The organism is Chelatococcus sp. GCM10030263 (genome assembly GCF_042666455.1).
Taxonomy (GTDB): Bacteria; Pseudomonadota; Alphaproteobacteria; order Rhizobiales; family Beijerinckiaceae; genus Chelatococcus.
This window is the reverse complement of the sequence record NZ_JBHTDB010000009.1, coordinates 595,036-613,544: the sequence shown is the minus strand read 5'-3', so window position 1 is coordinate 613,544 and position 18,509 is coordinate 595,036. Positions and strand designations below refer to the sequence as shown.

General features: G+C 67.4%; 18 protein-coding genes. 13 read left to right on the top strand and 5 right to left on the bottom strand.

Annotation, left to right across the window (positions count from 1 at the left end; all coding sequences use genetic code 11):
* Nucleotides 1-142 precede the first annotated feature (142 nt).
* The 10 genes from ACFQU1_RS21750 (at nucleotide 143) to ACFQU1_RS21705 (ending at nucleotide 8,231) form a co-directional block, all read left to right on the top strand.
* The gene (locus ACFQU1_RS21750; protein ID WP_378136612.1) at nucleotides 143-640 is read left to right on the top strand and encodes a ferritin-like domain-containing protein; all 498 of its coding nucleotides are present in this window, start codon (nucleotides 143-145) and stop codon (nucleotides 638-640) included.
* Nucleotides 641-717: 77 nt separating this feature from the next.
* A complete protein-coding gene (locus tag ACFQU1_RS21745) occupies nucleotides 718-882 on the top strand; it encodes a hypothetical protein (RefSeq protein WP_378136610.1) in 165 nt (54 codons plus the stop codon).
* Nucleotides 883-896: 14 nt separating this feature from the next.
* Nucleotides 897-1,088 carry a hypothetical protein gene (locus ACFQU1_RS21740; RefSeq protein WP_378136608.1) on the top strand — a complete coding sequence of 64 codons (192 nt, stop codon included), beginning with the start codon at nucleotides 897-899 and terminating at the stop codon, nucleotides 1,086-1,088.
* 87 nt (nucleotides 1,089-1,175) lie between these two features.
* Complete coding sequence (locus tag ACFQU1_RS21735) at nucleotides 1,176-1,640, top strand: YbhB/YbcL family Raf kinase inhibitor-like protein (protein WP_378136606.1); 465 nt, start codon at nucleotides 1,176-1,178, stop codon at nucleotides 1,638-1,640.
* 34 nt (nucleotides 1,641-1,674) lie between these two features.
* Nucleotides 1,675-3,018 carry an erythromycin esterase family protein gene (locus ACFQU1_RS21730; protein ID WP_378136604.1) on the top strand — a complete coding sequence of 448 codons (1,344 nt, stop codon included), beginning with the start codon at nucleotides 1,675-1,677 and terminating at the stop codon, nucleotides 3,016-3,018.
* Between the two features lie 23 nt (nucleotides 3,019-3,041).
* A complete protein-coding gene (locus tag ACFQU1_RS21725; RefSeq protein ID WP_378136602.1) occupies nucleotides 3,042-3,272 on the top strand; it encodes a hypothetical protein in 231 nt (76 codons plus the stop codon).
* A 53-nt stretch (nucleotides 3,273-3,325) separates the two neighbouring features.
* A complete protein-coding gene (locus ACFQU1_RS21720; RefSeq protein ID WP_378136600.1) occupies nucleotides 3,326-4,000 on the top strand; it encodes a phosphoribosyltransferase in 675 nt (224 codons plus the stop codon).
* 99 nt (nucleotides 4,001-4,099) lie between these two features.
* On the top strand, nucleotides 4,100-4,552 hold the full coding sequence (locus ACFQU1_RS21715) for a (2Fe-2S)-binding protein (protein WP_378136598.1): 453 nt from the start codon (nucleotides 4,100-4,102) through the stop codon (nucleotides 4,550-4,552).
* On the top strand, nucleotides 4,549-6,894 hold the full coding sequence (locus tag ACFQU1_RS21710) for a molybdopterin cofactor-binding domain-containing protein (RefSeq protein ID WP_378136596.1): 2,346 nt from the start codon (nucleotides 4,549-4,551) through the stop codon (nucleotides 6,892-6,894). The genes ACFQU1_RS21715 and ACFQU1_RS21710 overlap by 4 nt, the downstream gene beginning before the upstream one ends.
* Before the next feature lie 29 nt (nucleotides 6,895-6,923).
* On the top strand, nucleotides 6,924-8,231 hold the full coding sequence (locus tag ACFQU1_RS21705; protein ID WP_378136594.1) for a c-type cytochrome: 1,308 nt from the start codon (nucleotides 6,924-6,926) through the stop codon (nucleotides 8,229-8,231).
* 25 nt (nucleotides 8,232-8,256) lie between these two features.
* Here the strand turns inward: ACFQU1_RS21705 and ACFQU1_RS21700 are convergent, their stop codons facing one another.
* Both ACFQU1_RS21700 and ACFQU1_RS21695 read right to left on the bottom strand, forming a co-directional pair.
* A complete protein-coding gene (locus ACFQU1_RS21700; protein ID WP_378136592.1) occupies nucleotides 8,257-10,497 on the bottom strand; it encodes a cation:proton antiporter in 2,241 nt (746 codons plus the stop codon).
* Between the two features lie 172 nt (nucleotides 10,498-10,669).
* Nucleotides 10,670-11,374 carry a PRC-barrel domain-containing protein gene (locus ACFQU1_RS21695; RefSeq protein ID WP_378136590.1) on the bottom strand — a complete coding sequence of 235 codons (705 nt, stop codon included), beginning with the start codon at nucleotides 11,372-11,374 and terminating at the stop codon, nucleotides 10,670-10,672.
* Between the two features lie 194 nt (nucleotides 11,375-11,568).
* Here ACFQU1_RS21695 and htpG point away from each other — a divergent pair, with 194 nt between their 5' ends.
* From htpG to ACFQU1_RS21680, 3 genes are all read left to right on the top strand, one after another.
* Nucleotides 11,569-13,458: a molecular chaperone HtpG gene (gene htpG / locus ACFQU1_RS21690; RefSeq protein ID WP_378136588.1), complete on the top strand. Its 1,890-nt coding sequence runs from the start codon at nucleotides 11,569-11,571 to the stop codon at nucleotides 13,456-13,458.
* 378 nt (nucleotides 13,459-13,836) lie between these two features.
* Nucleotides 13,837-14,406, top strand: a complete 570-nt coding sequence (locus ACFQU1_RS21685; protein WP_378136586.1) for a chromate transporter — start codon at nucleotides 13,837-13,839, stop codon at nucleotides 14,404-14,406.
* Nucleotides 14,399-14,944 (top strand): chromate transporter, encoded by a 546-nt coding sequence (locus tag ACFQU1_RS21680; RefSeq protein ID WP_378136584.1) that lies wholly within the window; start codon nucleotides 14,399-14,401, stop codon nucleotides 14,942-14,944. The genes ACFQU1_RS21685 and ACFQU1_RS21680 overlap by 8 nt, the downstream gene beginning before the upstream one ends.
* Nucleotides 14,945-14,949: 5 nt before the next feature.
* On the opposite strand, the gene ACFQU1_RS21675 is transcribed toward ACFQU1_RS21680, so the two are convergent.
* From ACFQU1_RS21675 to ACFQU1_RS21665, 3 genes are read right to left on the bottom strand one after another with little or no spacing between them, the layout of a single operon-like run.
* Nucleotides 14,950-16,464: a carboxypeptidase M32 gene (locus tag ACFQU1_RS21675; RefSeq protein WP_378136582.1), complete on the bottom strand. Its 1,515-nt coding sequence runs from the start codon at nucleotides 16,462-16,464 to the stop codon at nucleotides 14,950-14,952.
* Nucleotides 16,465-16,468: 4 nt separating this feature from the next.
* Nucleotides 16,469-17,518: an ABC transporter ATP-binding protein gene (locus ACFQU1_RS21670; protein WP_378136580.1), complete on the bottom strand. Its 1,050-nt coding sequence runs from the start codon at nucleotides 17,516-17,518 to the stop codon at nucleotides 16,469-16,471.
* A complete protein-coding gene (locus ACFQU1_RS21665; protein ID WP_378136578.1) occupies nucleotides 17,515-18,501 on the bottom strand; it encodes an ABC transporter ATP-binding protein in 987 nt (328 codons plus the stop codon). The genes ACFQU1_RS21670 and ACFQU1_RS21665 overlap by 4 nt, the downstream gene beginning before the upstream one ends.
* Nucleotides 18,502-18,509 lie beyond the last annotated feature (8 nt).

Genomic DNA, 18,509 nt, shown 5'->3' with positions numbered 1-18,509 from the left:
TGCGCCGGAACCCTCGCTGCCGGCCTGCGTTCGTTGGTCATCGGATCGAGTCCAGCTCTCCGAGAAGGCGCGGCTTCGACGGCGCGGCCGCGCCTGACGACGGGTGCGAGCGCCGCCTTGTGGCAACCGGCAGGAGCCTGTCATGCAGATCACCAATTTCCGCGACATGTATGTTTCCGAACTGCAGGAACTGCGCAGCGTGGAGGTGCAGCTCGCCAGGGCGTTGGAGCAGATGGCCGAAATGGCGTCGAATCCGACGCTGAAGAACGGCTTCATGCGTCACCGGGAAGAAACGCTGGTCCATCAGCAGCGCCTCGAAGATATCCTTCAGCGTCATGGCGTGAGCGCCAACGCCCATGAGGACCAGTCGATGCAGGCGCTGGTGCACGAGACCGAAAAGATGATGTCCATGGTCCAGGGCAACGAACTGCGCGACGCGGCCCTCATCGCCTCCGCTCAGAAGGTGGAGCATTACGAAATCGCCGCCTATGGCACGGCCGCGGCGCTCGCCGGCCAGCTCGAACTTCGCGACGACCAGAAGATCCTGCATCAGACGCTCGAAGAGGAGCGGCGCACGGACGAGCTTCTCACCAAGGTCGCCAAGCAGGAGGTGAACCCGGAGGCCGTCGCCCTGCAGTGACTTGCAATGTGCCATGCGCGAAGCGCTGGAACGATGTCCCGGTCCGCACGTTCGTCCGGCAGGTGCAGGAGGGATCCATGGCGGCAAAGGCAGGCGAAACGGCACGCGAGACGGGTGATTTCCGCTGCGAGCGCTGCCACCAGCAGGTGCATGTGACGAAGGGTCATAAGATCCCGAAGTGCCCGCATTGCGGGTCCGACAGCTTCGACACCCGCTATCACGAACCCGGCCGCAAGAGCTGAGCCGGGCGAAGACTATGGCAGACAGGAAAAAGCTCGCCGGTTTCGCCGCCCAACGAAGCGGCACGGGGCTGGTGATCCACATCATCGACGATGCCGGCGAGGTGTTCGAGATCGAAGCGACCCGCGAGAATGTGGAGTTGATCGTCCAGAACCTCGAAGTCGCCCTCGCGGGAGGATCGGCCGAGGACGCTCATTCCAAAGGCTGACCCTTCCACGGACGCGCCCAAAGCGCGCCCCGGCCATTCATCGCCCAAATCCTTGCCTCGCGGGGACGACATGCGCGGAGGAACCCTATGGCTTTTCGGCTGACGAGCCCGACCATCGAGAACGGCAAACCGATCCCAGACCGACACGCGCGCCGCGGTGACAATCTTTCGCCGCAGCTCGACTGGAGCGATCCGCCGGAGGGCACGCAGAGCTTCCTTCTCATCATGGAAGATCCGGACGCGCCATCGGCCACCTTCCGGCATTGGGCGGTCTACGACATTCCGGCAACCCGGCAGCATCTCGCGCCGGGTCGCAGCTCGGCCGCGCATACCGAGGACCTGCCGCACGGCTTCAACGATTTCGGCAACAACCGCTATGACGGGCCACAGCCGCCGGAGGGCGACCCGCCTCACACTTATCGCTTCCGGCTTGCGGCTCTCGGCATACCGAAGCTGCCGGTCGATGAGCGCCCCTATGCCGGCGACATCTGGGACGCGGCGCGCGATCACGTCCTGGCCGAGACGGAGCTGACGGGCACCTATAGGGCCTGAGCCCATCCGGCCGGCAAACCGAGGAGGAATGCCAATGGGCGACGTCGAGATCTCCCAACGCTTCCGCACAGCGGATGCCGACGAAGCCGCGCGCGCCATTCGCCATGCCTCGAAGCATCTGCCAGCCCCTGAGCGCGCAGAAGACTTCGGCGCCTTGTTCGATCACTTCGGCGAGGCCCGCGTCGTGCTGCTCGGCGAGGCGAGCCATGGGACATCGGAATTCTACAGCGCACGCGCGGCGATCACGCGGCGGCTGATCGAGCGGCATGGCTTCACTATCGTCGCTGTCGAGGCCGACTGGCCCGATGCGGCCCGGATCGACCGGCATGTACGGCACCGCGGCGCCGGCCAGTATGACGAAGAGGCCTTCGCGCGCTTCCCGACGTGGATGTGGCGCAATCTCGAGGTCGAGGCCTTCGTCGATTGGCTGCGGCAGCACAACGAGGGTCTCAGCGCTGCGCAGCGCGTCGAGTTCCGCGGCCTCGACGTCTACTCGCTGCGCAGCTCCATCGCCGCCGTGCTCGCCTATCTCGACCGGGTCGATCCCGAGGGCGCGAAGACCGCGCGGCAGCGCTACGGCTGCCTCACACCCTGGCAGGGCGAGCCGTCCTGGTACGGTCGGGCCGTGATGCGCGGCGATCGCGACACCTGCGAGGAAGCTGTGGTGGCGCAGCTCCGGGAAATCCTCGAGAAGCGTCTGGACTATCTCGCCAAGGATGGCGATGGCTATTTCGATGCCGCCCAGAATGCCCGGGTGGTGCGGGCCGCCGAGCACTACTACCGCATCATGTATCGCGGCTCGACGGAGTCGTGGAACCTGCGCGACCGGCACATGTACGACACGCTCCAGCACGTGCTGGAGGCGCGTGGCCCCGGCGCCAAGGCCGTCGTGTGGGCGCATAATTCACATATCGGCAATGCCGCGGCCACCGCCATGGGCTGGCAGGGCGAATTCAATATCGGCGAGCTCTGCAAGACGGCCTATGGCGAGGAGGCGGTGCTCATCGGCTTCGGCACGGACCGGGGCACGGTGGCGGCCGCCGACGATTGGGATGCGGAGATGCGCATCAAGACGGTCGTGCCGTCGCGGCCGGATTCCTATGAGCGCGTCTTCCGCCAGACCGGCATCGCCCGCTCGCTGACGGACCTGCGCGATCCGCGCCATCGCGACGTCGTCGACGTTCTGGCTAAGCCGCGGCTCGAGCGGGCCATCGGCGTCATCTATCGGCCGGAGAACGAATACTACAGCCACTATTTCGAGGCCGTGCTGCCGGAGCAGTTCGATGCCTATGTCTGGTTCGAGGAAACCCGCGCCGTCACGCCGCTGCCGAGCGCCCGGCCGAAGGGCGTGCCGGAAACCTATCCGTTCGGTGTGTGACGCCGGCAGGCTGAGGAGACCCTATGCAACAGTCCAACAGCGATCCCAACGATCCGCATCCGAGCCCGGGGCAGCCCAATCCGGCGCCGGCACGGCCGCCCTCCCCCTCCGAGGTGCCGGATCGCGACGTGCCGACGGGGGTGCCGCCGACGCCACCCGACCAGATACCTCCCGGAAACGAACCGGTCGGTGTGCCGCCGACGACGCCTCCGGAGATTCCCACGACGCCGACGACACCTCAGCCTAGAGGCTGAGGCGAGGGCACTCGCCTCTCGTCGCGGCCGCGAGCACGCCAAGGAGGCTCAAAATGATTGGGGAGAGCGAAAGCCTCAGGAACCGGCGCGACGCCGGGATGAAGCTCGCCCATGCCCTGCGGCGCTTCGCGACGGCCGATCCCATCGTGCTCGCCCTGCCGCGCGGCGGCGTTCCCGTCGGCTTCGAGGTGGCGAAGGTGCTGGGCGCCCCGCTCGAAGTGCTCATCGTGCGCAAGATCGGCGCACCCGGCCACGAGGAATTCGGGCTCGGTGCGGTCGTCGACGGCACCGAGCCGCAGATCGTCCTGAATGACGAGGCCATCGCCGCCGTCCTGGCACCCCGGAGCTATATCGAAGCCGAGATCGCGCGCCAGCTCGTGGAGATAGAACGACGCCGGCGCGTCTATCTCGGCGACCGCGCACCACTGCCGACGCACGGCCGGACCGTCATTCTCGTCGACGACGGCATCGCGACCGGCGGGACGGTCACGACGGCGCTGAAGGCGCTGCGTCAGACCCGTCCGGAATATGTCATCCTGGCGGTGCCGGTCGCCGCACCCCAATCGATCGCCGACCTCACGGGCGAGGCCGATGAGATCGTCTGCCTCGCCACCCCCGAGCCCTTCTGGGCGGTGGGCCAATATTACCGCGACTTCGCGCAGACGACGGACGAGGAGGTCGTTGCCCTGCTCGCCGAAAACCGCGCGCAGGTCGAGGCAGGCTCTTAGCGCCCGCCGAAAAAACGGATGCGCCGCACGCACCTTTCCTCGCGTCGCGCGTTTACTTCAGTCCAACCCGCACCGCGGCTCCACGGCGGAGGTCTCCTGATGATCCAGCTCACGGTCAATGGTGAAAGCCGCAGCGTCGAAGTCCCGCCGGACATGCCGTTGCTCTGGGTCCTGCGCGACGTCATCGGCCTGACCGGCACCAAATTCGGCTGCGGCATCGCCCAGTGTGGCGCCTGCACCGTCCATGTGGACGGCAAGCCGACGCGCTCCTGCATTCTGCCGGTAGGCTCCATCGGAACGCGGCAGGTGACGACGGTCGAAGCTATCGGCCGCACGCCGGCCGGGCAGAAGGTCCAGAAGGCCTGGCTCGACCTCGAAGTGGTGCAGTGCGGCTATTGCCAGTCCGGCCAGATCATGTCGGCGGCTGCCCTGCTTGCGGCCAAGCCCGCCCCAACGGACAGGGACATCGATTCCGCCATGTCCGGCAATATCTGCCGCTGCGGCACCTATCCGCGCATCCGCGCGGCGATCAAGGAGGCGGCGAAGGCATGACCCGAGATCGCGACCAGACGCCACTGAAAAGCGGCCCCTCCTACGCCCGCATCGATGCCGAGATGCTGACGCTGACCTCCCGTCGCCGCTTGCTGCAGGGGGGTGGCTTGCTCCTCGCCTTCGCGGCCTTCGGCCGGACGAAGGCGCATGCGGCCGGCGAGCAGCCCGGCCTCCTCTCCATCCAGAATACGACGGGTGGCGGCGACACGGGCGATGCCTTTCAGGGCTTCGCGCCGGGCGGCTTCATCCGTATAGGGCCCGACGGGAGCATCGACCTGATCGCGCCGAATGTCGAAATGGGCCAGGGCATCTATACCGCCGAGGCCATGCTGATCGCCGAGGAGCTCGAGGTCGGCTTGGACCAGGTGCGCGTCCTGGCGGCACCGGCCAACGAGGATCTCTACAAGCAGCCGCTGCTGAAATCGCAATCGACCGGCGGCTCGACTTCCGTGCGGGGCGCCTTCGTGCCGCTCCGGCAAGCGGGTGCCGCCGCCCGCGTCATGCTCATCAATGCCGCAGCCCACCAATGGAACGTGCCGCCCGGTGAATGCACGGCGGAGCGCGCCGCCGTCACCCACGGGCCGACCGGACGTCGGCTCTCCTATGGCGAGCTCGTCGAGGCGGCCGTGCAGCAGCCTGTGCCCCAGGACGTGCCGCTCAAGGACCCCAACGCCTGGAAGCTGATCGGCAAGACGCAGCGCCGGGTCGACACGCCGGCGAAGGTCGACGGCACTGCCATCTTCGGCATCGACATCCGCCTACCCGACATGAAGGTCGCGGCCGTCTCGGCCTGCCCGGTCTTCGGCGGCAAGCTGAAGGCCGTCGACGACAAAGCAGCCCGCGCCATTCCCGGCGTACGCGACGTGCTCAAGATCGACAATGCAGTGGCCGTCGTCGGCGACCATTACTGGGCCGCCAAGCAAGGGCTCGACGCCCTCGACATCACCTGGGACGAGGGTCCGAACGCGCGCATGTCGAGCGCCGACCTGGTGCGTGATCTGCGCAATGCCTATGGGCGCATCAAGCCGGTACCGGCACGCCATGACGGCGATGTGGACGGCGCCATCAGCCGCGCGGCCAAGCGGGTGGAGGCTGCCTATGAGCTGCCCTTCCTGGCTCATGCCGCCATGGAGCCGATCAACACCACCGTGCATGTGCAGCCCGACCGCTGCGACATCTGGGTGGGCACGCAGGTGCCGACGGTCGCGCAGCGGCTCGCCGCCGAGGCGACCGGCCTGCCCGTCGAGAAGGTCTTCGTGCACAACCAGTATCTCGGCGGTGGCTTCGGCCGGCGGCTCGTGGCGGAATCGGTCGAGCAGGCGGCCCAGTTCTCGCGCCAGGTCCCTTATCCCCTGAAGGTCGTCTGGAGCCGCGAGGAAGACATCCAGCACGATTTCTATCGTCCCGCCTACTACGACCGGATCTCCGCCGGCCTCGGGCCGGACGGGCTGCCGATCGCCTGGGTCGATCACGTCACCGGCGGCTCGGTGATGGGACACTACATCCCCGGCGGGCTGCCGGAAGGCAAGCTCGACGAGGACGCGGTCGAGGGCGCCAAGGAAACGCCTTATGGCTTCCCGGCCGTGCATGTCGACTGGGTGCGCGCCGACCCGCCCGTGCCGATTACCTGGTGGCGCGGGGTGGGGCCGACCCACAATGTCTTCGTCGTCGAGAGTTTCCTCGACGAATGCGCCCATGCCGCCGGCCGCGATCCGGTCGAGTATCGCCGCGCGCTGCTCGACGACAATCCGCGCTCGCGCGCCGCGCTCGACCTGGCGGCGGAAAAAGCCGGCTGGGGGCAGGCCCTGCCGGCCGGCAGCGGGCGCGGCGTCTGCCTCCATAATGCCTTCGGCAGCCATCTCGCGGTCATCGCCGAAGTGAGGGTTTCACCCGTGGGTGAGATCAGGCTCACGCGCGTCGTGGCGGCGATCGATTGTGGCTTCACGGTCAATCCCGACACGGTGACGGCGCAGATCGAAGGCGGCCTTATCTTCGGTTTCTCGGCGGCGTTCTACAACGACATCACCTTCAAGAACGGGCGTGTCGAGCAGAGCAACTTCCACGACTACCGCATGATGCGGATGAACGAGACACCGATGATCGAGGTCTATCACATCCGCAACAGCGAAAATCCCGGCGGCATCGGCGAGACCGGCACAGTCTCCGCCGCGCCGGCGCTCGGCAATGCGATCTTTGCCGCGACCGGCAAGCGCCTGCGCCGCTATCCCTTCGACCGGCGCCAGCTGATGTCGCCGGATGTCGGCGCCCGATCGGCCTCTGCCGCTCCGCAACAAGGAGCGTCCTTCGCCGCGCTGACGCGCGAGGCTCCCCCGGCCAACTGAACATAACCAACTGAACGCAAAGGCTCCCGATGCGTCGCTGGATCTCAATCCTCCTCGCCCTCATCGTCGTCGTCGCCCTGGGGGCGGCCGCCTTCTTCTTCTGGCCCGCCGGCCTCGAGGACGTGAGCGAGGCGCGCGCGCGGACGCCGGCCGGCCAGGCTTCGATCACCCGCGGCGAATATCTGGCCAAGGCGGCCGATTGCGCCGCCTGCCATACGCTGGCGGGCGGCAAGCCCTATGCGGGCGGCCTCCCCTTCAAGCTGCCCTTCGGCACGATCTACGCAACGAACATCACGCCGGACAAGGAGACCGGCATCGGCAATTGGAGCGACGCCGAGTTCGTGCGCGCGCTGCATCACGGCGTCGGCCGCGACGGCGAAGATCTCTACCCGGCCTTCCCCTATGCCTCCTATGCGCTGATGAGCACAGAGGATGCGCTCGCCATCAAAGACTATCTCTTCAGCCTGGAGCCGGTGCGCGCCGAGACGCCGGCCAACGACCTCGCCTTTCCCTATAACCAGCGTTATGTGATGCGGGCCTGGAAGCTCCTGTTCGTGCCGGGCGAGCCCTTCGCCCCGGACGCGCAACGCCCGCCCGAATGGAACCGCGGCTTCTATCTGGTCGAAGCGCTCGGCCACTGCGGCGAATGTCACACTCCGCGCAACCTGCTCTATGGGCTCGACAACGGCAAAAAATTCGCCGGCGCCGTCACCGCCGGCTGGAAGGCCTACAACATCAGTTCGGATAAAGAGGTGGGCATCGGCGGCTGGTCGGACGATGCGGTCGCGAGCTATCTCTCCCAGGGCTTCGCCCATGGACATGGCGCCGCCTCGGGCAGCATGGCGGAGGCGGTGGAATACAGCCTGCGCCATCTCAGCCCGGACGATATCCGCGCGATGGTGACCTATCTGCGCAGCGTCGCGCCTCAGAACACGGGCGATGAACCGCCCATCAATCCCGAGCCGCCGGCGGTCAAAGCCTCGACCGCTTTCACGCCTCCCCCGGACGAGACGAATGCCAATGCGGTGGGGCTCGGCATCTTCCAGAGCGCCTGCGCGAGCTGCCACGGCTGGAACGGCGAAGGCCTGCAGCACCCGCATGCGGCGCTCGTCGGCTCGCAAAGCGTGAACGATCCCGCAGGCACCAACCTCCTGCAGGTGCTCATCCACGGCACGCATATGAAGACCAACGAAGGCGACGTCTTCATGCCGCCCTTCGGCGCGGCCTATACGGATGTGGAGCTCGCGGCCGTCGCGAATTACGTGATCGGCCATTTCGGCGGCAAACAGTCGATCCTCACGCCAGCGGACGTAGCGGCGGCCCGCCAGCTGGATTGAAGCAACATCGGCCGTGCGGCTGGGGTCAGACGCCTGTCGAGACCAGCAGCACCGAGCGGTCGGCCGTCTCGATCACGAGCTGTGCCGTCTCGCCGAAGGAGAGCACGTCGCCGGTACGCCGGTTGACCCCCATCACGATGAGGGTGTGCCGGCCCCGGCGGGCCTGCCGCAGAATGGCAATCTCGGGGTTGCGGCTCGTCTGCACGTTGCAGCGCAGCGGAATGCTATGGTGCTGTGCCACTCTGTCGAGGTCGCGCAAAAGGGCGCGAACCCGTCTCCGCTGTTCCGAGACGGGATTCCAGGTGCGGTTGCCGCGCGGCGGCGCGACATAGAGCGCCATGACGGATCCGCCGCTCGCCTGCGCGAGCGCGAAGGCGATTTCGGCGGCAGCACCAGTCGCCGCTGTCCCTGTGACCGGCAAGAGGATGTCGAGCGGACCGCCGAGCGGATCGTCGCTGTGGATGCCCTGGGCAGAGGCGATGATGAGGGGGCCGGCGAAGCCGCGCGCCGCCCGCGCCACCTTGCGGCTGAAGCCGCCCTTGGTCCCAACCGTCGGATCGAGCCCGATCATCAGGAGGTCGTAGCCCTTCTTCGCCTCGCTCGCGACGGTCTCCTCGTCGAGGTCCACCGCCTTGACCGCGGTGACGTCGACCTCGGGGACCATCGAAAAGGCGTCGCCGACAGTGGCCTGGCGGCTGCGCGCTGCGCCTTCCGCCACGATGACCTGCGGCTCCGCATCGGCGGAAGCGCCGTTGTTCGTCGGAATGCTCAGGGCTGTCACCGGCTTGCCGCCGGGGCCGGCGAGAAGCCCCGCGATGCGCGAGGCGAAGAGACCCTTGGGGCTGTCGTCCACGGCGAGCAGGAAGCGCTCGAGCCGGCCCAGGAAGGCGGTCGCCTTGAATTCCTCCTGCGCCAGCCGCTTCTCCTCGTCGGGCGTGAGCGGCAGGCGCCGCAGCGCCCAGCGCAGTGTCGGCGGCATGATCATCGTCGTGATGATCGCCATGGCGACGATCATGGTGAAGAGGTCATGGGTCAAGGCGCCCATCGACAGGCCGATGGTGGCGACGATCACCTCCGTCGAGCCGCGCGCGTTCATGCCCAGGCCGAGCGCCAGCGCCTCGTGCCGGTTGAGCCGGCCGAGCGCCGCCCCGAGGAAGGCACCGCCGAACTTGCCGACGCTGGCGATCAACACGATCCCGCCCGTCAGCGCGAGCAATGTCGGATTGGCAAGGATGGTGAGATCCGCGCCGAGCCCCGACAAGCCGAAGAAGATCGGCATGAAGAGCCCCGTCGTGATGCCGCGCAACTGGTCGTCGATCTGGCGCACCATGATCGGCGACTGGCCGACCAGAATGCCGGCGACGAAGGCGCCGAGTACATCGTGCACGCCGATGAAATCGGTGATCAGGGCCATGCTCATCATGATGAGGAGGACGGCGGAAATCACCGGTACCTCGCTGACGAAATGGTCGTTCACGAACTGAATGATGCGAAAGACGATGCGCCGCCCGATGGTGAGGCTGAGGGCGAGGAAGAGGAGCGTGCCGAAGACGGTGCCGCCGAGGGAGGCGAGATTGAGCGTCTGCGCGCCCGCCAATCCGAAGGTGACGGCGATGATGACCCAGCCGATCGTGTCGTCGATGACCGCCGAAGCCAGGATGATCTGGCCGAGATTGCGGCGCACGAAGCCCATCTCGCGCACCACCATGGCGACGATCTTCACGGACGAGATGGACAGCGCCGTGCCGAGAAAGAGCGAGGTGATAATCCGCTGATTGGGGTCCGGCAGCATCGAGGCCGGCAAGAACTCACCCAGCGCGAAACCGCAGGCGAAGGGCACGATGATGCCGGTGGCCGAGACGCTGAGCGCGGCGCGCCCGACCCGGCGGATGAGCCCGATGTCCGTCTCCATGCCCGCGAGAAAGAGCAGGAGCAGAATGCCGATCTGCGAGACGGCCGTCAGCATGGCCTTCTGCTCGACGGCCGCCGGAAAGAGCTGCTGCTGCAGTTCCGGCCATAGCGCGCCGAAAACGGACGGGCCGAGGATGAGGCCGCCGATCAACGGGCCCATGACATTCGGTTGCCCGAACCGTTGCAGCCCCTCCCCGATCAGCCGGCCGACCAGCATGAGGACGATGATCTGGAGGAGGAAGACGGCAATCGAGGCTTGGGTGCCGTTCCCCGCCTCCGCTGCGGATGCGCTCTGAGCCCAAAAGGACAGGGCGACGGCCCCCGCCGCCCACCAGGGCCAAGTCAGTTTTCTCAAGGAAATCAGGACCATCCACTCCCATCGACGCGGCAGGCGAGCGCGCATATGCCGCCTGCCGGCCCATGGAAACGCAGAAGTGCCCATTCTGTGCCGCCGGGCTGGGAGGCGAGCCATGATTTTACATCATGGAACTCGCCCCGCACGGCGCCGGCGCCGTGTTGTCCGGCGATTAACGCTGCGGCTGGGAGGGCGGCGCCAGACGATTGCCGCCGGTATTCTCCTGGGAGGCGCCGGGCTGGCTGGGATTGGGCTGCGTCCGTCCGGCATAGGCGAAGGCGGGCGCCTTATCGATGTCGGCCTTGGAGAGCGGCAGCGTCGGGCGTCGCGGGATCCCGCCGGTGGTGATGAAAGCATCGGCATTCCCCCGTGCCGTGCTGCCGGCCGGGCTCGCCGGCGGGGCGCGGTTGGCGTCCATATTGGTCGAGGCGTCGCTCGATCCCACCGCGCTGGTATTCCACTGGATCTTGTCAAAGGGCACGCCGATCAGGCGCCCGCCAATGCCGGCGACGCCGCCGATCTCGATGACGACGGTCCCGATCCGCCCGCTGTCGTCGACAAGAGCATCTTCGATTTCACCGACCTCTTCGCCGTTGGAATCATAGACATCGAGGCCATCGAGCTCGGTGACGCGCCATTCATTCTGTTTCTGGCTGGTGACGAAGCCGACCTGCGGCAGCGGGCCCGGTGCGGGCTGCGCGCTCGTGGGTGCGGGCCTCTGGGCCTGGGCGAGGAGGACGTGAGGAGCCTTGGCGATCGGCCCGTGTTGCCCCGTGACGGGCGGGGAGACGGAATTGTCGAGCGCCCAAGCCGGTGCGGCGATAAAAGGGGTGAGCGCAAGCGCCAGGCCGGCGGCGATGCGTGGGTCGAATGACATGGTGATCCTCCTTCGGGACTGTTCTATGCAAACGGCCACGGCTCGCCTTTGTTCGCGAGGCATCACGCCTCATCTCGAAGACGCGGCAGCCGAATGGTAGAGACGGGCCGCGCCCGCGCTACGGCTCTTGAATTCGTGAGGCCGTTCCGCCATTTCGTTGGCCGGATAACGACGAGGAGGCTTCCATCGCTCCCATGACGACTGCCGACGTGAAATCCACTGAGAACCGCGCCTTCGAAGCGGATGTCGCCAAGCTCCTGCACCTCATGGTGCATTCCGTCTATTCCGACAGGGATGTCTTTCTGCGCGAGCTGATCTCGAACGCGGCCGATGCCTGCGAGCGGCTGCGCTACGAGGCTATCGCCGCACCCGCACTTCTGGGCGACGACGCGAAGCTGCGCATCACCCTCACCGTCGATGCCGATCAGCGCCGCCTCATCGTGGAGGACAACGGCATCGGCATGAGCCGCGACGACATGGTCGAGGCGCTCGGCACCATCGCCCGTTCGGGCACCAAGGCCTTCATTGAACGCGTCGAGGCTGAACAGGGCAAGGAGGGCGCCCAGCTCATCGGCCAGTTCGGCGTCGGCTTCTATTCGGCCTTCATGGTCGCCGACCGCGTCGAGGTCCTCTCGCGGCGCGCCGGGACGGAAGAGGCGACGCTCTGGTCGTCGGACGGCAAGGGGAGCTATGCGGTGGCGCCCGCAGCCCTGGCGGAGGCGCCGTCCCGCGGCACGCGCATCATTCTCCACCTCCTGGAGGACGCCAAGTCCTATACCGAGCGCTACACGCTGGAGCGGATCGTCAAGGCGCAGTCCGGCCACGTACCGGTGCCGATCTCGATCCTGGATAAGCCGGATGCCGAGCCCGCGCAGATTGCCGACGGCGCGGCGCTATGGGCCAAGCCCAAAGCCGAGATCTCGGCGAGCGACTACACGGAGTTCTATCGCAGCGTCGCCGGCCAGTTCGACGAGCCGGCCATGACGGTGCATTACCGCGCCGAGGGCCGGCACGAATATACGGTGCTCGCCTTCGTGCCGAGCGCCCGCCCCTTCGACCTCTTCGACGCCGAGCGCAAGGGCCGCATGAAGCTCTACGTCAAGCGGGTCTTCATCACCGACGAGGCGGAGCTTCTGCCGCGCTATCTGCGTTTCGTGCGCGGCCTCGTCGACAGCGCCGATCTGCCGCTCAACATCTCGCGCGAGATGATCCAGGAAAGCCCGATCCTTGCGGCGATCCGCAAGGGGGTCACGGGCCGCCTGCTCTCCGATTTCGAGAAGCTCGCCCAATCCGATGCCGAGGCCTATGCCAAGATCTGGGACGCCTTCGGCGGTGTGCTCAAGGAAGGCCTCTACGAGGATTTCGAACGCCGCGAGCAGCTGCTCGGGCTCGCGCGCTTCCGCACGACGGCCTCGGGCGAGGGCTGGCGCTCGCTCAAGGACTATGTCGAGGCGCTCAAGGAGAACCAGACCGCGATCTACTACATCACCGGCGACGATCTCGACCAGCTCAAGGCCTCGCCGCATCTCGAAGGGTTCCGCGCCCGCGGCATCGAGGTTCTGCTTCTGAGCGATCCGGTGGATAACTTCTGGGTGACGACCTCACAGGGTTATGAGGGCAAGCCATTCAAGTCGGTCACGCAAGGCGCAGCCGACCTGGCCGCGATCCCGCGGCTCGATGCGGGCGACAAGCCCTCGGCGGAGACGTCGCAGGCGGTGGCCGATTTCATCGCCTTCGCCAAGGCGACGCTCGGCGAGGCCGTTGCGGATGTGCGCGCATCCGACCGCCTGACGGAAAGCGCGGTCTGCCTCGTCGCGGCCGACCACGGCCCGGACCGGCAGCTCGAGCGTATTCTGCAAGGCGCCGGCCGCCTCGGCTCGGCTGCCAAGCCGATCCTCGAGATCAACCCGACGCATGGGCTGGTGATGGCGCTTGCCGAGCGCAGCGAGGAGGACAAGGGTTTTCGCGAGGACGCGGTGGCGCTGCTTCTCGACGAAGCGCGCATTCTCGACGGCGATCGTCCCGAAGACCCGAAAAGCTTCGCCGACCGCCTCGGGCGCGTGCTCAGCCGGGCGTTAGGGTAGCAACTGCCGCCCAAGCAGCGCGCTCGTACGCTCACCATCGCCACGAAGCGAGCCGCCGTAGAGCGTTGTTACCCCGACCCCTTACCCCTCCCCACGAGGGGGAGGGGCGATATAGATGCCGAGCCCAACAACCCGGCGATTAATAGCTCTATTGAGCAGAGGGGCACCGTTCGACCCTCCCCTCGATGGAGAGGGTCCGGCGAGCGTGAGCGAGCCGGGGTGGGGTGGAAGGAGACCGGGGTCAAAATCAGTCGCCCCCCTGCCCTGCGCCGGCCGCATCTCGGCTCTGCCAGTACTCCGATTGCCAACAATCGACACGCCGCGGTATCAGATCGCCTGCGGTGCGCCGGCGGGCGCCCGTCGTCCGACGAGGCTCCCATGACCGACAATGACGAGGCCGAGCGCCCGAATGCCCCGCCCGGGCTTCTCGCGCTCTTCATCGCCTTCGCCCAGATCAGCATGACGAGCTTCGGCGGGGGCGTCAGCGCCATCGTTCATGGCGAGTTCGTCCGCACTCGGCGGTGGATCACCGAGACGGAATTCATCGCCGGGCTGTCGCTCTCGCAGGCCCTGCCCGGGGTCAACATCACCAATCTCGCGATCTGGATCGGCTATCGCCTGCGAGGCTCGCTCGGGGCGCTGGTGGCGCTGCTCGGCGTGGTCGTGCCGTCGGCGATCATCATCATCCTGGTCGGCGCCATCATCGCCGAGCTCACGCGCTATCCGCTGATCGGCCTTGCGCTCGCGGGCGTTGCGGCCGCCGCCACCGGCCTCTCGCTCAACATGGGGCTCATCGTGGCGCGCCGCGCCTTTCCCGATATCGCATCGGTCATCATATTGGCCGCCACGATCGTCGCCGGCCTCTGCCACGTGTCGATCCTCCTGATCTTCGCCGTGGCCGCGCCGATCAGCATCGGCCTCGCCTATCTCAAGCTGCGCCATGAATAAGGACAGCTCGCTCCTCGCCATCGCGCTCCTCTTCGCGCCGCTGTCGCTGATGGCGGTCGGCGGCGGCATCAGCATTCTGGGTGACGTCCAGCGTGAGGTCGTGCTCAACCACGGCTGGCTCACGCAGAAAGAGTTTCTCGACACCTTCGCGGTGTCGCGCGTCGCGCCGGGCCCGGGCACGCTGATCGTGACGCTGATCGGCTGGCATGTGGCGGGTTTCGGCGGGGCGCTCGTCGCCAGCCTGGCGATCTTCCTGCCGTCGTCCGTGCTGACCTATGGGGTGGCCCATCTCTGGCATATGGGCAAGCCGGCGCTCTGGCAGCGGGCGGTGATCCGCGGGCTCATCCCGATCGCCGGCGGGCTGACGCTGTCGAGCGCCCTTCTGCTCCTGAGCCGCGCCGAGGGCGGCCTCGTCGCCGTCATCGCCTCGGCAGTCGTCGTCCTTCTCTCATGGCGGACGACCCTGCGCCCCTACTGGGCACTCGGCATCGGCACGATCATCTATCTGCTTCTCATCCGCCTGCCGCTGCCCTTTTGAGGCGGTCAAGCGGCCAGGTCCGTCACTTTCGCCCGGAGCGCGGCGACATAGTCGTCGACGGCGAGCGGCTTACCGGTCGCTGCGCGAAGAATATCGGCCGGGGTCAGCGAGCGGCCGTGGCGATGCACATGCGTGCCGAGCCAGGCGGTGAGCGGCGCGTAGTCGCCGCGGTCGAGCCCACCAGCCACTGCGGCATCGGCGCAAGCCGCGCGATAAAGCTGCGCGCCCATGATGTTACCGATCGTATAGGTCGGGAAAGAGCCCATCATGCCCGACGACCAGTGCACGTCCTGCAGGACGCCCAGCGTGTCGCTCGGCACGTCCAGGCCGAGATAGCCCTTCATCTTCTCGGCCCAGATCGCCGGCAGGTCGGCGACGCGGATTTCACCGGCGATGAGCCCCGCCTCGATCTCCGAGCGCAGGATGATATGGGCGTCATAGGTGAGCTCGTCGGCTTCGACGCGGACGAGGCTCGGGCGCGGTGCATTCACCGCCCGCCAGAATTCATGCGCCGAGACATCGCCGAGCTGGTCCGGAAAGACCGCGCGCAGTTCGCCGAAATGGAGCTCCCAGAAGCGCCGCGAGCGCCCGACGCGATTCTCCAACAGCCGCGACTGGGATTCGTGCAGGCCGAAGCTCGCGCCGCCGACGGCATAGAGATTGATGAGATCCATGGCGAAGATCGAGCGCGTGAAACGCGGATCGACGCCCTGCTCGTAGATGCCGTGGCCGGCCTCGTGCCAAACCGAAAACAACCCGACCGGCAGCCATGTCTCGCGGAAGCGGCCGGTGATGCGCACATCCGCCCGCGTGAAAGAGATTTCGAAGGGATGCACGGTGTCGTCGAGACGGCCGCGATCGAAGTCGTAGCCCATGCGCCGCGCCATGGTCACGGCGAAGGCGCGCTGCTTGTCGACCGGAAAAGCGCGCTCCAGGAAGTCCATCCGGATCGGCGGAAGGCTGCGGGCAGCTTCGTTCAGCGGGAGGAGCGCGGCTTTGAGGGCGTCGTAGAGCGGCCGGAGCCGTGCCCAGGTCATATCCGGCTCGTAGCTCGACACGAGCGCGTCATAGGGATGCTCGGTATAGCCGATGGCCGCGGCCGTCTCGCGCTGCAGATCGAGCGTGCGTTCGAGCCAGGGCGCGAAGCCGGCAAAGTCGTTCTCGGCACGCGCCTCGACCCAGGCGGCCTGAGCATTGGTCTTCAGTTCCGTGGCCTCGGCGACGAGCTTCGCCGGAATGCGCGCGAGAATGCCGATCTGGCGCGCTGCCTCCGCCACCGCCTTCGCACGCAGCCCATCCGGGTCGGGCTCATCGCTCCGGCGCGCGTCTTCGATCGCCCTCAGCATCGCCTCGCCCGTCGCGAGATCGCGGGCGAGGCCGGTGAGGGTCGCGATCTGCTTGGCGCGCGCCTCGACGCCGCACGGCGGCATCATGGTGCGTGAATCCCAGGTGAGCAGGTTCACGGCGCAGAGGATGTCGTTGACTTTCGCGATCTCCGCCTCGAAGGCGCTGAAGGTCATCTGTTCACTCCCTGCTGACCGCGATGGATTCAGCTAGAACGCCGGGGCTCGAAATGACAGGCTTCGGGAGCGCGTCGAGATGGCAGGCCGCGCGGTGTCCGGCGCCCCGCGGCGTGAGAAGCGGGTTCTCGACGCGGCAGCGGTCGAAGACATACGGGCAGCGGCTCGCGAAGGGACAGCCGGGCGGCAGATGCAGCGGGCTCGGCAATTCGCCGCGCGCCGCCGCTTTGCGGCTGCGGCGGGTCGGGTCGAGCTCCGGCGCGGCATCGAGCAGTGCCCGCGTGTAGGGATGCTGCGGGGCGGTGAACAGCGCCTCGACCGGCGCGATCTCGACCACCTGGCCGAGATACATGACGGCGACACGGTGCGAGATATGGCGCACGAGGCGCAGGTCATGGGCGACGAAAATCACCGTAAGACTGAGCCGCTCCTGCAGGTCAAGCAGGAGGTTGATCACCTGCGCCTGCACCGAGACGTCGAGGGCCGAGACGAGTTCGTCGGCGACGATGACCTCGGGCTCGACGGAGAGCGCCCGCGCGATGCCGATGCGCTGGCGCTGGCCACCGGAAAACTCATGCGGATAGCGCCCGGCCGCGTCAGCCGGGAGGCGCACAAGGTCGAGCAGCTCCATCACCCGCGCGGGGATCTCGGCCTTGGGCCGCATGGCATGGACGGAAAGCGCCTCCGTCAGCGTCTGCCGCACCGTCATGCGCGGATTGAGCGAGCCGCGTGGATCCTGGAAGATCATCTGCACGCGCCTGTTGAAGGCGCGGCGCTCGGCCTGGCGGAAGGTCGCGATATCCTTACCCTCGAAGCGCACGACGCCCTGGTCGGGGTCGAGCAGCCGCACCAGGCAGCGGGCGAGGGTCGACTTGCCGCAGCCGGATTCACCGACGATGCCGAGGGTCTCGCCGCGGTGCACGTCGAGATTGACGCCGTTCAGTGCATGCACGGCGAGTGGCGGCTCGCCCATGATGCGGCTCGTCAGAGAACGCGGCACGGCGAAGCGCTTGGCGAGCTTCTCGACCGAGAGGATGGGGACCGCCGTGCTCATAGGATCGGCTCCGCTTCGGCGAGCGCATCCTGCCGGTAGCAGGCCGCCTGCCCGGTCCCCGATGTCGCTGTGAGCGCCGGCCGCTCCTGTCGGCAGCGCTCGATCGCGAAACTGCAGCGCGGATGAAAGGCGCAGCCCGCCGGCATGTCGGTCAAGCTCGGCGGCGTGCCTTCGATGGAGCGCAGCAGCGTGCGTTCCGCGCCGCCCCGCGGCACCGATCCGAGGAGCCCGCGCGTATAGGGGTGCCGAGGTCCGGCAAAGACCTCGGCGACCGGACCGGTCTCGACGACCCGCCCCGCATACATCACCGCCATGCGGTCGCAGGTGGCGGCGACGACGCCGAGATCGTGGGTGACGAGCACGACGCTCATCGCCATGCGGTCGCGCAGCTCCAGCAGGAGCTTCAGGATCTGATCCTGGATGGTCACGTCGAGCGCTGTGGTCGGCTCGTCGGCGAGCAGCAGCTTCGGCGAACTCGCGAGCGCAATGGCGATCATGGCGCGCTGGCGCATGCCGCCCGAGAACTGGTGCGGATAATCGTCGAGCCGCCGTTCCGCGGCCGGAATACCCACGAGATTCATCAGCTCGACCGCCCGTGCACGCCGCTCGCGGCCGTTGAGCGCCGTATGTGCGACGAGGTTTTCCTCGATCTGCAGCCGTACCGGCAGCACGGGATTGAGCGCCGTCATCGGCTCCTGAAAGATCATGGCGATCTCGCCGCCGCGAACGCGGCGCAGCTCTTCGGGCGGCATGGCGATGAGATCCCGCCCCTGCCACTCGACCTGGCCGGTGACGCGGCCGGGCGGATGCACGAGGCGCATGATGGAGCGGAGCGTGACGCTCTTGCCGGAGCCGGATTCGCCGACGATGCCGAGCATCTCGCCGGGGGCGACGTCCAGATCGACGTCGGCCACCGCGACAGCCCTGCCGCGCGACGTCTCGAAGGTGGTCGTCAGCCCCCTCACCCGCAATCCGGCGGACATGTCCCTCG